Annotated in this window: 14 protein-coding genes; 10 read left to right on the top strand and 4 right to left on the bottom strand. The window is 53.7% G+C overall.

The features are described 5' to 3' along the window. The first annotated feature begins 5 nt into the window (after window positions 1-5). The 6 genes from nqrF to prfH all read left to right on the top strand — a co-directional run bounded on the left by nqrF (window position 6) and on the right by prfH (window position 5,073). Window positions 6-1,229 carry an NADH:ubiquinone reductase (Na(+)-transporting) subunit F gene (nqrF, locus tag AC07P6_RS24395; RefSeq protein ID WP_182236510.1) on the top strand — a complete coding sequence of 408 codons (1,224 nt, stop codon included), beginning with the start codon at window positions 6-8 and terminating at the stop codon, window positions 1,227-1,229. A gap of 2 nt (window positions 1,230-1,231) precedes the next feature. Then, the gene (gene nqrM, locus AC07P6_RS24390) at window positions 1,232-1,447 is read left to right on the top strand and encodes a (Na+)-NQR maturation NqrM (protein WP_167492892.1); all 216 of its coding nucleotides are present in this window, start codon (window positions 1,232-1,234) and stop codon (window positions 1,445-1,447) included. A gap of 139 nt (window positions 1,448-1,586) precedes the next feature. Further along, window positions 1,587-2,642: a DNA polymerase IV gene (dinB, locus tag AC07P6_RS24385; RefSeq protein ID WP_110273891.1), complete on the top strand. Its 1,056-nt coding sequence runs from the start codon at window positions 1,587-1,589 to the stop codon at window positions 2,640-2,642. 5 nt (window positions 2,643-2,647) lie between these two features. Then, window positions 2,648-3,100, top strand: coding sequence for a GNAT family N-acetyltransferase (locus tag AC07P6_RS24380; protein WP_478317078.1), 453 nt, complete (start codon window positions 2,648-2,650; stop codon window positions 3,098-3,100). A 237-nt stretch (window positions 3,101-3,337) separates the two neighbouring features. Then, window positions 3,338-4,477, top strand: coding sequence for an RNA ligase RtcB family protein (locus tag AC07P6_RS24375; protein ID WP_478314899.1), 1,140 nt, complete (start codon window positions 3,338-3,340; stop codon window positions 4,475-4,477). Beyond that, window positions 4,474-5,073, top strand: coding sequence for a peptide chain release factor H (prfH, locus tag AC07P6_RS24370; protein WP_434660051.1), 600 nt, complete (start codon window positions 4,474-4,476; stop codon window positions 5,071-5,073). The genes AC07P6_RS24375 and prfH overlap by 4 nt, the downstream gene beginning before the upstream one ends. Window positions 5,074-5,131: 58 nt before the next feature. Here prfH and pepD read toward each other — a convergent pair whose 3' ends face one another. Further along, window positions 5,132-6,589 carry a cytosol nonspecific dipeptidase gene (gene pepD, locus AC07P6_RS24365; protein ID WP_478314898.1) on the bottom strand — a complete coding sequence of 486 codons (1,458 nt, stop codon included), beginning with the start codon at window positions 6,587-6,589 and terminating at the stop codon, window positions 5,132-5,134. Window positions 6,590-6,846: 257 nt separating this feature from the next. On the opposite strand from pepD, the gene gpt reads away from it, so the two are divergent. The 3 genes from gpt (at window position 6,847) to crl (ending at window position 9,112) form a co-directional block, all read left to right on the top strand. Then, complete coding sequence (gene gpt, locus AC07P6_RS24360; RefSeq protein WP_110273886.1) at window positions 6,847-7,305, top strand: xanthine phosphoribosyltransferase; 459 nt, start codon at window positions 6,847-6,849, stop codon at window positions 7,303-7,305. A gap of 106 nt (window positions 7,306-7,411) precedes the next feature. Further along, on the top strand, window positions 7,412-8,656 hold the full coding sequence (gene frsA / locus AC07P6_RS24355; RefSeq protein WP_478314897.1) for an esterase FrsA: 1,245 nt from the start codon (window positions 7,412-7,414) through the stop codon (window positions 8,654-8,656). A 57-nt stretch (window positions 8,657-8,713) separates the two neighbouring features. Beyond that, entirely contained in the window at window positions 8,714-9,112 is a 399-nt protein-coding gene (gene crl / locus AC07P6_RS24350; RefSeq protein WP_181483450.1) for a sigma factor-binding protein Crl, read from the top strand. Between the two features lie 116 nt (window positions 9,113-9,228). Here crl and gabD read toward each other — a convergent pair whose 3' ends face one another. Further along, complete coding sequence (gabD, locus tag AC07P6_RS24345) at window positions 9,229-10,677, bottom strand: NADP-dependent succinate-semialdehyde dehydrogenase (protein WP_478314896.1); 1,449 nt, start codon at window positions 10,675-10,677, stop codon at window positions 9,229-9,231. 249 nt (window positions 10,678-10,926) lie between these two features. Between gabD and AC07P6_RS24340 the strand changes: the two genes are divergently transcribed. After that, window positions 10,927-11,136, top strand: coding sequence for a hypothetical protein (locus AC07P6_RS24340; RefSeq protein WP_434664222.1), 210 nt, complete (start codon window positions 10,927-10,929; stop codon window positions 11,134-11,136). Window positions 11,137-11,177: 41 nt separating this feature from the next. On the opposite strand, the gene foxA is transcribed toward AC07P6_RS24340, so the two are convergent. Both foxA and AC07P6_RS24330 read right to left on the bottom strand, forming a co-directional pair. Further along, entirely contained in the window at window positions 11,178-13,286 is a 2,109-nt protein-coding gene (gene foxA, locus AC07P6_RS24335) for a ferrioxamine B receptor FoxA (protein ID WP_478314895.1), read from the bottom strand. A 121-nt stretch (window positions 13,287-13,407) separates the two neighbouring features. Next, the gene (locus tag AC07P6_RS24330) at window positions 13,408-14,400 is read right to left on the bottom strand and encodes a helix-turn-helix transcriptional regulator (protein WP_478314894.1); all 993 of its coding nucleotides are present in this window, start codon (window positions 14,398-14,400) and stop codon (window positions 13,408-13,410) included. Window positions 14,401-14,491: the final 91 nt, after the last annotated feature.

Here is a 14,491-nt window from a genome sequence, read left to right as displayed (position 1 = left end):
AAAGTATGGAAATTATTCTTGGCGTTGTGATGTTCACGCTGATCGTCCTGGTGCTATCAGGGTTGATACTGGCCGCGCGTTCAAAACTGGTGAATGCTGGTGATGTGGTCATCGAAATTAATAACGAGGCGGACAAACAGATCCGTACTCCGGCGGGTGATAAATTACTCAACACACTCTCCAACAACGGTATTTTCGTTTCATCCGCCTGCGGTGGCGGTGGTTCCTGCGGTCAATGCCGGGTGACGGTGAAAGAGGGCGGCGGAGATATTCTGCCAACCGAACTTTCTCATATCACCAAACGTGAGGCGAAAGAAGGCTGCCGCCTGGCCTGTCAGGTCGCGGTGAAGCAGAACATGAAAATTGAGCTGCCGGAAGAAATCTTCGGAGTTAAGAAGTGGGAATGCGAGGTTATCTCTAATGATAATAAAGCTACTTTTATCAAAGAGCTGAAGCTGCGCGTGCCGGATGGCGACGAGGTTCCATTCCGCGCGGGTGGTTATATTCAGATTGAATGTCCTTCGCACAAGGTCGCTTATGCCGACTTTGATGTACCGGACGAGTATCGCGGCGATTGGGATAAATTTAACCTCTTCCGCTACGTTTCTGACGTAAAAGAGCCGACTTTGCGCGCTTATTCAATGGCTAACTATCCGGAAGAGAAAGGCATTATCATGCTTAACGTGCGTATCGCGACGCCGCCGCCGAAAGTACCTGACGCGCCACCGGGTATCATGTCCTCGTATATCTGGTCGCTGAAAGCGGGCGATAAGGTGACGATTTCCGGGCCTTTTGGTGAATTCTTTGCCAAAGAGACGGACGCGGAAATGGTCTTCATCGGCGGCGGTGCTGGAATGGCGCCGATGCGTTCGCATATTTTCGATCAGCTTAAGCGTCTGCACAGCACGCGTAAAATTAGCTTCTGGTACGGTGCGCGTTCTCTGCGTGAAATGTTCTATGACGATGAATTCGAACAGTTGGCGCGTGAAAATCCGAATTTCACCTTCCATGTAGCGCTGTCCGATCCGTTGCCGGAAGATAACTGGACCGGCCATACTGGCTTTATTCACAACGTCCTGTATGAAAACTATCTGCGCGATCATCCGGCACCGGAAGACTGTGAATTTTATATGTGTGGCCCGCCGGTCATGAACGCTGCGGTGATTAAAATGCTCAAAGATCTCGGCGTTGAAGATGAAAACATCATGCTGGATGACTTTGGAGGCTGATGATGTTGACGGTATTTGTGGCGACCTTTGTTATTTTCGCGCTGGTTATTCTGGGGATGTCGCTGGGATACCTGATCAAGCGTAAAAGTATTCAGGGCAGCTGTGGCGGGATCTCCTCGCTGGGGATAGAGAAAGTCTGTGACTGCCCTGAGCCTTGCGATGCGCGTAAACGGCGAATAGCGCGTGAAGAACAACGCCAGCAGAACCGAATTCTGTAATTTCTTCAGTTTCCACCCGGCCGAGCGTAGCGACGCCGGGTTATTCCTCATCACGATGTTCATCGCCGCTTACAACACATCTCTTCTCAATATCTCGATTTTTGCTGTATACTTGTCCAGTGGTCAGTGAGGGCTAACTATGCGCAAAATCATCCATGTTGATATGGACTGTTTCTTCGCGGCAGTGGAGATGCGTGACAATCCGGCGCTGCGCGATATTCCTATCGCCATTGGCGGTAGTCGGGTACAGCGTGGCGTTATCAGTACCGCCAACTATCCGGCGCGTAAATTCGGCGTGCGCAGCGCCATGCCGACGGCCACTGCTCTCAAACTTTGCCCGCATCTGACCCTGCTACCCGGTCGTTTCGATGCTTACAAAGAAGCCTCAAATCATATCCGGGAGATTTTTTCCCGCTACACTTCGTTAATCGAACCGTTATCTCTGGATGAGGCCTATCTTGACGTCAGCGACAGCGTACTTTGCCTGGGCTCAGCGACGCTGATGGCGCAGGAGATCCGTGAAACCATTCATCGTGAACTAAATCTGACCGCCTCCGCCGGAATTGCGCCGGTAAAGTTCCTCGCAAAAATTGCCTCGGATCTTAACAAACCCAACGGCCAGTTTGTCATTGCACCGCATCAGGTGGCGGAGTTTGTCAAAACGTTGCCGCTGTCGAAAATCCCTGGCGTCGGCAAAGTTTCTGCCGCGAAGCTGGAAAGCATGGGGCTGCGAACTTGTGAAGATGTGCAAAACAGCGATCTGGCGATGTTGCTTAAGCGCTTTGGTAAATTTGGCCGGATATTATGGGAGCGCAGTCAGGGCATCGATGAGCGAGAGATCAACAATGAGCGGCAGCGTAAATCAGTTGGCGTCGAGCGCACTCTGGTGGAGGATATCCACGAGTGGGCGGAGTGTGAGTCGATTATTGAAAATCTCTACCCTGAGCTGGAACGACGTCTGGCTAAGGTAAAGCCAGATTTGCTGATTGCCCGCCAGGGCGTCAAACTGAAGTTTAATGATTTCCAGCTCACCACGCAGGAACATGTCTGGCCCCGGTTGAATAAAGATGACTTGATCAGCACTGCTCACAAAGCCTGGCAAGAGCGACGAGGTGGCCGGGGAGTGAGGCTGGTGGGGCTGCATGTGACGCTTCTTGACCCACAGCTTGAGAGACAATTAGTTCTGGGATTATAACGATGCTGAAAATAAGACCTTACGAGGCGCATGATTTTTCCGCGCTATGCGCCATCTTTTTACGGGCCGTTAAAGAGACCGCCAGTGCTGATTATTCCTCACAGCAAATTGCCGCCTGGGGGCAGGTTGATGAAGTTCGCTGGCGACAGAAAATAGCTACCTCTCAGGTGCTGGTGGCGGTAAAAAATGAATCGCCCGTCGGGTTTATTACTGCCGTTGATGACTATATCGATTTACTGTTTGTCTCGCCTGACTATAGCCGCCAGGGAATTGCCAGCACGCTGCTCAATGCATTGTTTATACAGTTTCCTGAACGCATTTGGACGGTGGAAGCCAGTATTACAGCAAAACCCTGCTTTGAACGTCATGGTTTCAGCGTTGTAGAGAAACAAGTGATAGAAGCACGCGGTGAATGTTTTCTTAATTATCTGATGCGGCGACAAATCGTCTTGCAATAAAAATTGCGCCTGATTACTATACGTGCGCTTTCACCTAATTTATTAACTGCAAAGGAGGTTCACCATGAAAATACATTCTCAGAACGCACTTTGCAGACCTTCCCAGGAATAACTCTCTTTTTTTGCCCTGGTAACGTCTGCCACATCCTTTATTTATTTTTATACCCAAATAATTCGAGTTACACGTAACTAACGCGCATGTAGCCTGGAGTATGACGGTTATATATGGATTGGTATATGGGCAATAATGTTCATTATACGTCTGATAATATTTCTTATATTACGTCAGACGATCTGTGGATCGAAGGTTTAGCGATCCAACAATTACACACGACGGCAAATTTACCCCACATGCATCGCGTGGTGGGAATGCCTGACTTACATCCTGGTCGCGGTTATCCGATTGGCGCGGCCTTTTTCTCTCTCGGTCATTTCTACCCGGCTCTGGTGGGGAACGATATCGGCTGCGGTATGGCGCTGTGGCAAACCGATATTCTTGGGCGGAAATATAACGCGGATAAGTTTGAGAAAAAACTGGCCGCTATGGATGACGTTGCTGAAGAGCTCTGGCTGGATGAACACCTGCCGGAAAATCTTATCGCGCACCCCTGGCGCAGCGCGCTGGGCTCCATTGGCGGCGGCAACCACTTCGCCGAACTGCAACAGGTGGATCAGGTCGTCGATAGCGAGCGCTTCCAGCGGGTCGGTCTTGATGCTCAGCATCTGCTGCTGTTGGCGCATAGCGGCTCTCGCGGACTGGGGCAATCTATTCTGCAACGCCATATCACGTCTTTTTCGCACGATGGTTTACCCGAAGGGAGCGTGGCGGCGGCGGATTATCTGGCGGAGCATAACGATGCCCTGGCTTTTGCTCGAGTCAATCGCGAACTGATTGCTACCCGTATTTTGCAGCAGGTTCGCGCGACCGGGCAGCGCGTGCTGGATGTTGCGCATAACTTTGTCGAGCCGTGTTCTGTTAGCGGACAACAAGGCTGGCTACATCGCAAAGGGGCGACGCCGGACGGTAGTGGTCTGGTGATTATTCCGGGTTCACGCGGCGACTACAGCTGGCTGGTTCAGCCGGTTATCAGTGAGGAAACGCTGCATTCGCTGGCCCATGGGGCGGGGCGTAAATGGATGCGCACCGAATGCAAAGGGCGGCTATCCGCTAAATACAGCCCGGTGCAGATGGCACGCACCGAACTGGGAAGCCGAGTGATTTGCCGCGATCGACAGCTGATCTACGAAGAAGCGCCGCAGGCATATAAATCAGTAGAAAGCGTACTGGAGTGCCTGGTGCAGGCTGGGCTGGTTGAGCCGGTCGCTCGTTTGCGTCCTCTGCTGACGCTGAAAACCAGCGGAGGGAAAGGCGCATGATTTTATTGCAACTCTCTTCCGCCCAGGGGCCAGATGAATGTTGTCTGGCCGTAAAAATGTCGTTGGATCGGCTAATGCAGGAAGCAACTGAGCAGCGGGTTTCTCTGACGCTGCTGGAAAGCGAGCCGGGTCGGCATTCCGGTACGCTGCGTTCGGCTCTGCTTTCGCTGGATGGCGACGCCGCGTTTGCCTTAAGTGAAAGCTGGTGCGGCACCCTACAGTGGATTTTCCCCAGTCCGTTTCGGCCCAATCACGGGCGTAAAAACTGGTATGTTGGCGTAGGACGTTTTTCCAGTGACGAGCAGGAGCGGTCCGGAGAGATTCGCTTTGAAACGCTACGTTCTTCCGGCCCCGGTGGGCAACATGTGAATAAGACCGACTCCGCAGTGCGCGCCACGCATCTGGCGAGCGGGATCAGCGTGAAGGTGCAGTCGGAACGGAGTCAACATGCCAATAAACGGCTGGCGCGATTGTTAATTGCCTGGAAGCTGGAACAGCAGCGGCAGGATGATAGCGCAGCGTTGAAATCTGAACGGCGAATGTTTCATCATCAGATTGAGCGCGGCAATCCAGTGCGGACGTTTAGCGGGCGGTAATTAGCTAGTCAGTATGAACAAAAAGGTCCACACCCTGCGGTGTGGACCTTTTTTTGACTTATTTCGCTGGAATGGCTTTCAGCAGTTCAGTCAGCAGCGTCCAGTACTGACCAACGCTTTCGATATGAACCTGCTCATCCGGAGAGTGCGGACCGGTAATGGTCGGCCCGATAGAAACCATGTCCATTTCCGGATACGGTTTTTTGAACAGACCGCATTCCAGACCCGCGTGGATAATCTGGATGTTCGGCGTCTTGTTGAACAGACGCTGATAGGTCTCGCGCACCAGATGCATCACCGGAGAGTTGGCGTCCGGCTGCCAGCCAGGGTATGCGCCTTTGGCTTCGGTTTTTGCACCCGCCAGCTTACCCAGAGAATCCAGCATGCTCACGACGTAGTCTTTACCGCTGTCGATCAGCGAGCGAATCAGGCAGTGAATCTGCACGTTGTCGTCGGTCATGGTGACAACGCCGACGTTCAGGGAGGTTTCCACCACGCCTTTCGCCACGTCAGAATTGCGGATGACGCCGTTCGGCGTAGCGTTCAGCAGGCGCACAAAGCTATCGCGGGATTGTGCAGTCAGCGCCGCCTGGTCGTTGCTGACCGACTCCAGCAGGATAACCAGATTTTTTTCTTTGGCTGCCAGCTCGTTTTGCAGGATTTCCTGGTATTCGTTGACCAGCGTCTTCAGTGCATCTGTTTTATCTGCCGCGACGGCCACGGTGGCAAAAGCTTCACGCGGGATGGCGTTACGCAGCGTGCCGCCATTGAAATCGACCAGACGCAGATCCAGCTCTTCTGCATGGCCCGCCAGGAAGCGCGCCAGCAGTTTGTTGGCATTACCCAAACCAACGTGAATTTCGCCGCCTGAGTGACCGCCTTTCAACCCTTTTAACGTCAATTTAAAGCTCTGGAAACCAGCCGGCACGGCTTCGCGGGTCAGCGGCAGGTTAGAGGTGAAATCGATCCCCCCCGCACAGCCCATGTAGATTTCACCCTCTTCTTCAGAGTCAGTGTTAATCAGGATATCCGCTTGCAGCCAGTTGGCCTGCAGACCAAATGCGCCGTCCATACCGGCTTCTTCAGTCATGGTCAGCAGCACTTCCAGCGGACCGTGGACCACGTTGTCGTCAGCCAGTACCGCCAGTGCGGAGGCCATGCCGATACCGTTATCAGCGCCCAGCGTTGTACCGCGCGCTTTGATCCACTCGCCGTCGATATAGGGCTGAATGGGGTCTTTAGTGAAGTCGTGGACGGTATCGTTATTCTTCTGCGGCACCATATCAAGGTGTGCCTGCAGAACAACCGGCTTGCGATTTTCCATACCGGCGGTAGCGTTTTTACGAATCAGAATGTTGCCAACCTGGTCGCGTTCTGCGTGTAAGCCTTTTTCTTTTGCCCAGCCCATAATGTGCTCAGCGAGCTGTTCTTCGTGATAGGACGGATGGGGAATTGAGCAGATTTTGGCAAAAATATCCCACAGCGGTTGCGGGGATAACTGAGACAGTTCAGACACGATGAGTCTCCTTACGAGCGCCTGCAAAAGTCGTTTACAGGTCGGGGGTTAGCAATCAAGTACACTACAAGCCAGGGCTTGTGCGATGGGGTTGAGAATACCACTTTCCGCGTACTCCGGTAGTGTAAACCACGCAAAAAGAGTCGCGATGGCTGCTTAACGCTGGTTTTTAATGCCCCAGATCTCTATAATCTCGCGCAACCATTTTTCCCCTCGAACACAATTTAAGCCGTATTACATAGGCTGGGACACTTCACATGAGCGAAAAGTACGTCGTCACCTGGGACATGTTGCAGATTCACGCCCGCAAACTGGCTACTCGTCTGCTGCCGGTTGAACAATGGAAAGGCATTATTGCCGTTAGCCGTGGCGGTCTGGTACCGGGAGCTTTACTGGCGCGTGAACTGGGTATTCGTCATGTTGATACCGTTTGCATCTCCAGCTATGACCACGATAACCAGCGCGAACTGACCGTACTGAAACGTGCTGAAGGCGATGGCGAAGGCTTCATTGTCATCGACGATCTGGTCGATACCGGCGGTACCGCGGTAGCTATTCGTGAGATGTATCCAAAAGCGCATTTTGTCACTATCTTCGCTAAACCGGCAGGACGTCCGCTTGTTGATGATTATGTAGTTGATATTCCGCAAGAAACCTGGATTGAACAACCGTGGGATATGGGCGTGGTGTTCGTACCGCCTATCGCAGGTCGTTAATTTTCAGCGTAAATGCTAATTACCACGCCCGGTTTTGCCGGGCGTGGTTTTTTTTACCCTTGTGCAGGTTACAATAGTCTCAGTGGCAACATGATGGAGGCTGCACATGTCCCAGGCTAACCTTAGCGAAACGCTGTTTAAACCCCGATTCAAACATCCGGAAACCTCAACGCTGGTGCGTCGGTTTTCCACTGGATCGCAACAACCGATTCAGACCGCGCTGAGCGGCAATAATGTTGATCACTGGTATCGACTCATTAACCGCTTGATGTGGATTTGGCGTGGCGTGACGCCGCAGGAGATCCTCGACGTGCAGGCGCGCATCGTCATGAGCGATGCAGAACGCACTGACCCGGAGCTTTACGATACGGTGGTCGGCTATCGCGGCGGTAACTGGATCTTTGAGTGGGCCAAACAGGCGATGGATTGGCAGCAAAAGGCTGGTCAGGAAGAGGATCTTCTGGTTAGCGGCCGTCACTGGCTCCATGCGGCAAACCTGTACAGCATTGCCGCTTATCCGCACATTAAGGGCGATGAGCTGGCTGAGCAGGCTCAGGTCCTGGCGTATCGTGCTTATGAAGAAGCGGCCCAGCGGCTGCCGGGTAAGCTGCGCGAACTGGAGTTCTCCATCCCCGGTGGAACGCCGATAACCGGTTTCTTGCATATGCCGCCAGGCGATGGTCCCTTTCCTACGGTGCTGATGTGCGGCGGATTAGACGCGCTACAGACCGATTATTACAATCTGTATGAGAACTATTTTGCGCCATTGGGTATCGCCATGTTGACCGTGGATATGCCTTCTATTGGTTTCTCATCAAAATGTAAGCTGACCCAGGACACCAGTTTGCTGCACCAGTATGTATTGCAGCATCTGTCTAATGTCCCTTGGGTCGATCATACCCGCGTGGCCGCATTTGGTTTTCGTTTCGGCGCCAATATTGCGGTGCGGCTGGGCTATCTTGAGTCGCAACGCCTGAAAGCTGTAGCCTGCCTTGGGCCGGTGGTGCATGGTCTGCTGGTTGATCCTCTTCATCAGGGGCGGGTACCGGAAATGTATCTTGACGTTCTTGCTTCGCGTCTGGGGATGCATGATGCTTCCGATGAGGCGCTGCGCGTTGAGCTGAGCCGCTATTCGTTAAAAGTTCAGGGATTGCTGGGCCGCCGCAGCCCAACGCCAATGCTCTCGGGTTACTGGAAGGACGATCCGTTCAGCCCGGAAGAGGAGTCACGTTTGATTACCTCATCATCAGCCGATGGCAAGCTGATGGAAATTCCTTTCAACCCGGTTTATCGCAACTTCGATCACGCCTTGCGGCAGATCGCCCGCTGGATTAGCCATAGATTTAGTTAATATATTGCTAAATTCTATTGATTTGGTAACGTCATTGCATCACTAAAGGAGATCGCAATGACGTTACCGAGTGGACACCTAAAGAGTAAGCTGATTAAGAAATTCACGGCTCTTGGACCTTACATCCGTGAGGAGCAGTGTGAAGACAACCGCTTCTTTTTCGATTGCCTGGCAGTTTGCGTCAACGTTAAACCGGCGCCGGAAAAACGCGAGTTCTGGGGATGGTGGATGGAAATGGACGCAGAGAAATCACGCTTCGTCTACAGCTATCAGTTTGGTTTATTTGATAAAGAAGGGGTCTGGCGCGCAGTTGCTATTGACGATCCTGAAGTCACTGAAAAGCTCGAAAAGACGCTACGCGGCTTTCACGAACGAGCCGAGGCGCTACTGGCGACGTTCAGCCTGAAGCTGGAACCTGCCGATGATTTCAGCGAGCCGGTGAAACTGCGAGCCTAATCAGACTCTTAATCTCATCTTCAGAAAAATCCACGCCCTGGTGGCGTGGATTTTTAAATTTTCTCTATAGTTACAACATCCTTTAGGCTCAGTTGCATTGTTGCGGATTAAATCTACTAAACCCCAATACACATATATTTGATTTCTAAATAATCCTCTATACCGTACTTCGAGCCTTCGCGGCCCAGCCCGGAAGATTTCACGCCGCCGAAAGGAGCGACTTCGGTAGAGATAATTCCGGTGTTGATGCCGATGATGCCGTACTCCAGAGCTTCGCCGACGCGGAATACGCGGCTTAAGTCGCGAGCGTAGAAATAGGCTGCCAGGCCAAACTCGGTGTCGTTGGCCTGCTTTATCGCGTCGGCTTCATCTTTAAAGCGAAATAGCGGGGCGAGCGGGCCGAAGGTCTCTTCTTTGGTGACTTTAGCATCGCCGGGCACGTCTACCAGAATCGTCGGCTGGAAGAAATTCCCACCCAGCTCGTGGGCTTTCCCGCCGGTCACCACCCGCGCGCCTTTGTCTAACGCATCGGTAATATGCTCCTGCACTTTGGCAATGGCCTTCTCGTCAATCAATGGCCCGATGGTGATATTCGGCTGCAGGCCGTCGCCAATTTGCAGTTTACTTACCGCTTGCTGGAGTTTTTCGGCAAAGCGGTCATAGACGCCGTCTTGGACATACAGGCGATTGGCGCAGACGCAGGTTTGCCCGGCGTTGCGAAACTTAGAGGCCATCGCGCCTTCGACGGCTTTATCTAAATCGGCGTCATCAAAGACGATAAACGGCGCGTTGCCGCCCAGTTCCAGTGAGACCTTTTTGATGTCCTTCGCGCACTGTTCCATCAGCTGGCGGCCAATCTCCGTCGAGCCGGTAAAGGAGAGTTTACGCACCAGCGGGTTGCTGGTGAGCTCATTGCCAACTGCGCTGGCGGAACCCGTAACGACGTTAAATACCCCTTCGGGGATCCCGGCGCGGTTCGCCAGTTCCGCCAGCGCCAGCGCGGAAAACGGCGTCTGGCTGGCGGGCTTGAGCACCATCGTGCAGCCTGCGGCCAGCGCCGGACCCGCCTTACGGGTGATCATCGCCGAGGGAAAATTCCACGGGGTGATGGCGGCGGTTACGCCAATCGGCTGCTTAATCACCAGCAGTCGCTTGTCGGCCTGATGACCCGGGATCGTGTCGCCATAGATGCGCTTACCTTCTTCGGCAAACCACTCAATAAAAGAGGCGGCGTAGCTGATTTCGCCCTTGGCTTCCGCCAGCGGTTTACCCTGCTCCAAAGTCATCAGGCGCGCTAAATCGTCCTGATGCTCCATCATTAAATCGAACCAGCGGCGCAGAATATTGGCCCGCTCTTTGGCGGTGAGGGCGCGCCAGGCGGGCAGGGCGAGGTTGGCGGCGTCGATGGCCTCGCGGGTTTCCTCGGCGTCCATTTTGGGTACGCTGCCCAGCTGCTGGCCGTTGGCGGGGTTGGTCACCGCGATGGTTTCTCCACTGGAGGCGTCGCGCCAGCGTCCGTTGATTAATGCCTGTTGGCGAAAAAGGATAGGGTCGTTAAGTTGCATGGTTGCGTCCTGTCTTAATCGGGAATATGCCTGATTTGGCTGCATCTATCCCTGTTTAGTGTAGACGAACGCGCTCAGGGAGCAGGGCACAGTACGGTTTGATACAGTAATAACCAGCAATAATTTACGGTTATTTGAACTGGTAGGACGTTATTGTGCAAAAAATGCTGTATTTTTTATGCTCAATTTGCAAGGAAGGAGTGCTCTATGTCACAGCAAGAACAATTTTGTCAGGCCTGCGGAATGCCGATGTCTGCCGAGGATGCGAAAGGTGCAAGTGATGATTATTGTGCCTGGTGTTGCGATAGCGAAGGGCAGCTTAAATCTTGGGAAGATGCTGTTTCCGGGCTGGCCGAGTTTCTTGATTCCTGGCAGAAGGTGGGGCCTGCGGAATCCCGCAAGCGGGCTATGCGCTATTTGACAGCAATGCCCGCATGGGCCCATAAAGCAGAAGATTAACCAGATGCCCGGCGAGAAAAACACCGGGCATTTTCGCTGAATCAGAACTTCCAGGAGACGCTGCCGACGATGCTGCGCTCTGCGCCGAAGTAGCAGTAAGAGAGCGAGTTACAGGCCGCGATATAGCTCTTATCCGTCAGGTTATTGACGTTCAGCTGCGCGCTGAGGCCTTTAATCCCTACCTTCGACAGGTCATAGCCAACCGTCATATCCACCAGCGTATAGGACGGCAGGGTATGCGTATTCAGGCGATCGCTGGTGATCCCATTAACATAGCGCACGCCGGAACCGAGCGTCAGGCCATCCAGCGGGCCGCTTTTCACATCGTAGCTCAGCCAGGCGCTGGCCTGGTTGCGCGGGGCGTAAACGGCGCGCTTGCCTTGTTCTTCCGGACTGCTTTTCTTATAGCGGATGTCGGTGTAGGTATAGGCGGCCTGCAGACGGAAGCTGTCCGTTAGCTGGCTGATGGCTTCCAGCTCCACCCCTTTCGACTCAATTTCGCCAATCGAACGATACGGATCGGTCGGCTCTTCTTTGGTGGCGATATTGGTCTGGTTGATGCGGAATACCGAGGCGCTGAACTGGCTGTTCATCCCTTCCGGCTCATACTTCAGTCCGGCTTCCCACTGCTTGTCTTTCATCGGATCCAGTATGTTGCCGTTTTCATCGGCGAAGCTGGTCGGCGTAAAAGCGGTGGAGTAGCTGATGTACGGTGCAAAACCACTATCGAACAGATACATCAGCGCGGCGCGGCTACTGAAGTTGTTCTTATCCAGATCGCTACGAGAATTGTTGAGCTTGTCGATATTAGAAACGCTCACCTGATCGTAGCGCCCGCCGAGCGTGAAGCGCCAGCGGTCCCAGGACATCTGATCCTGCAAATAGTAACCGGTCTGGCGCAGCTTATGTTTTTCACGGCTGTACATGGTGATGTAATCCGGCTTCGCGCCGTAGACCGGGTTAAAAGCGTTGATGGCCGGGAATGCACCGTAATAACCGGTGGTGTCGTTGCTACGATCCTGGTAGTCAATGCCCATCAGCAGGCGATGGTTCACCGCCCAGGTATCGACGCTGCCATCAAGCTGGTTATCCAGCGTAATAGCGTTCATCTTCTCGTCTGAGCCGGAATAACCTCGGTTCAGATCGGTTTCATTCAACCAGCCCGCAGCATAGACCTGATTTAGCTCGACTTTAGTATGCAGATAACGCAGCTTTTGCCGTACCGACCAGCCGCTATCAAACATATGCTCGAAGTTGTAGCCAACCATATTTTCGCGGCGGTCATACTTGTCGTAATCATCTTCACCTTCGAAGAAGGTGTTGGCGATTTTCTTGCCATCATGCGGGATCACGGTGCCTTCATAGGGAAGGCCTGAGTGGCTGCCGCCCTCCGGATCGCGATGCAGGTAGGCCATTAAATCAAGACGCGTCTGGTCGGTGATGCGCCAGGTCAGGCTGGGCATAATCGCGTAGCGTTGCTCTTTTAATGTGTCAAACTGGGAGTCTGAATAGCGGGTCATCCCGCTTAACCGCGCCGCCACCCGGTCGTTATCGTCCAGCGCGCCAGTGACATCAAACGCCGCCCCGCGCTGGTTGTTATTACCGCCGAACAGTTTGATTTCTCCGCCGGGATCGAATGAAGGTTTACGCGAGGTGAGGGCGACGATACCGCCTGGCGAGGAGCGACCGTAAAGCACCGAGGCCGGGCCGCGCACCACTTCGATATTTTCCAGGAACCACGGATCGACCACCAGGGAGCTGTGCGAGTTGGTGTCGCCCATCATCTTCAGGCCATCGAGATAGACGTTATCCAGACTGCCGTCAGAGAAGCCGCGCAGGACGATATAGTCAAAGCGGTTGGAAGCGCCAATCTGGTTGCTGTAAACCCCCGGCGTATAGCTCACGGCCTGACGTACGCTGATCGCTCCCTGCTCTTCAAACTGCTCGCGAGTGATGATGGAGACCGACTGCGGGGTCTCAATATCCGGGGTGGCAATTTTGGTCGCTCCGCTCTGCATCTGCGAAGTGACCACGATGGTTTCGTTTTTAGCGGTTTCCTGAGCCAGCAGCGGGAAGGCGACGCTGCCGGTCACCCATCCTACCAATAGCGCCAGGCGAGTTTTCGCAAACATGAACATCTCCAAAGGCATTTCTAATTGTTAATAAGAATTATTACCTTTTTGATGCTTTATATAGCTATGCGGAATGCCAGGATGCGTATGCGCGCTGCCAAAGCGTCCAGGTATTCTTCGCGGAAATGTGAAAAATGTATTACCCCGTCTTTTGTACGTCACAGGGCGAGATGCCGTAGCGCCGACGAAAGGCGGTAGAGAAGTTGGTGGCGTGCTGATAACCCGACATCCATGCCGCCTGCTGCACGCTATATCCTTCAAGCAAATAGCCTCTTGCCCGCTCAAGGCGGCAGTCGCGCAGATAGTCGAAGACTGAACAGCCGTAGGCGTGACGAAACTTGCTGCGTAAGCTGCTGGAGCTCATCGCCGCCCGCTGGGCCAGCTCATTGAGGGTGTAGTCGTTCTCCGGAGATTGCTCCAGCAGGCGGCGAACTCTCTCCAGCCGCTGCTGCTCGCCGCCTGCCGGGATGACATGTTTCGCGCTTTCATCCTGGCACACGCTCAGACCATGGCCGAACAGCTGTAAAATGAGCCCTTCCAGCATCAGCTGGCGAGAAACGCCCCCGAGCGTGCTCTGCTGCGCATATTGCAAACCGCTCAGCAGAAAGCCCGGTATCTGCCAGATAAGCGTTGGCGTCTGGCATCTCTCCCATTCGCGCATCAATGAATCGAGCAGGCCATCGCGCCATGCGCCATCAGGATACAGCCCCAGAGATAGCGTCCGTAGCCTGCTGTCGGCATCGTGGCGGGCGCTCATCGCCTGGTGTTCGCTAAGCCGCGAGGTGAACGCCATCCCGGAGCGTACAAGATGCTGTTCTCCGTTCAGGGTCAGGTCGACGCAGCCCTCCAGCACCACCAGCATATATAGCGGACTGCTATGGCGGGAGGTCGTCTCATAAGGTTGCAGCACATGAACATCAGAATGGGTAACGCACATTCCGCACGGCAGCATCATCTCTTCCACTTCCCCTCGCAGCACGAGGCTGGCGTGCGGCGCCTGCGGTTTTTGCTGCTGCTGCGGGAAACGGTAGTCGATACCGTAACGTTCGCCAAAGTCCATAAACTCGCTGACGGAGAAGGTTTTTCTCAGCACCGGGCGGGCAGGTTCATTCTGCGGAGTCATATTGTTCATGCGGTTTTTGGCACTGAGGCAGGGTATCATTGGATGGAGCAACTTTATCACTGCGTGCGCAGTGCGACAATAATGATGAGAATCATTATCA

The organism is Klebsiella sp. GFKo11, from assembly GCF_056490265.1.
This window is presented reverse-complemented; position numbering and strand designations above follow the sequence as displayed.

What these genes read in the sequence shown, in the direction of transcription:
- nqrF (WP_182236510.1), top strand. Translation starts at nt 6, where the DNA reads ATGGAAATTATTCTTGGCGTTGTGATGTTCACGCTGATCGTCCTGGTG.
- nqrM (WP_167492892.1), top strand. Translation starts at nt 1,232, where the DNA reads ATGTTGACGGTATTTGTGGCGACCTTTGTTATTTTCGCGCTGGTTATT.
- dinB (WP_110273891.1), top strand. Translation starts at nt 1,587, where the DNA reads ATGCGCAAAATCATCCATGTTGATATGGACTGTTTCTTCGCGGCAGTG.
- AC07P6_RS24375 (WP_478314899.1), top strand. Translation starts at nt 3,338, where the DNA reads ATGGGCAATAATGTTCATTATACGTCTGATAATATTTCTTATATTACG.
- prfH (WP_434660051.1), top strand. Translation starts at nt 4,474, where the DNA reads ATGATTTTATTGCAACTCTCTTCCGCCCAGGGGCCAGATGAATGTTGT.
- gpt (WP_110273886.1), top strand. Translation starts at nt 6,847, where the DNA reads ATGAGCGAAAAGTACGTCGTCACCTGGGACATGTTGCAGATTCACGCC.
- frsA (WP_478314897.1), top strand. Translation starts at nt 7,412, where the DNA reads ATGTCCCAGGCTAACCTTAGCGAAACGCTGTTTAAACCCCGATTCAAA.
- crl (WP_181483450.1), top strand. Translation starts at nt 8,714, where the DNA reads ATGACGTTACCGAGTGGACACCTAAAGAGTAAGCTGATTAAGAAATTC.
- gabD (WP_478314896.1), bottom strand. Translation starts at nt 10,677, where the DNA reads ATGCAACTTAACGACCCTATCCTTTTTCGCCAACAGGCATTAATCAAC.
- AC07P6_RS24340 (WP_434664222.1), top strand. Translation starts at nt 10,927, where the DNA reads ATGTCTGCCGAGGATGCGAAAGGTGCAAGTGATGATTATTGTGCCTGG.
- foxA (WP_478314895.1), bottom strand. Translation starts at nt 13,286, where the DNA reads ATGCCTTTGGAGATGTTCATGTTTGCGAAAACTCGCCTGGCGCTATTG.
- AC07P6_RS24330 (WP_478314894.1), bottom strand. Translation starts at nt 14,400, where the DNA reads ATGAACAATATGACTCCGCAGAATGAACCTGCCCGCCCGGTGCTGAGA.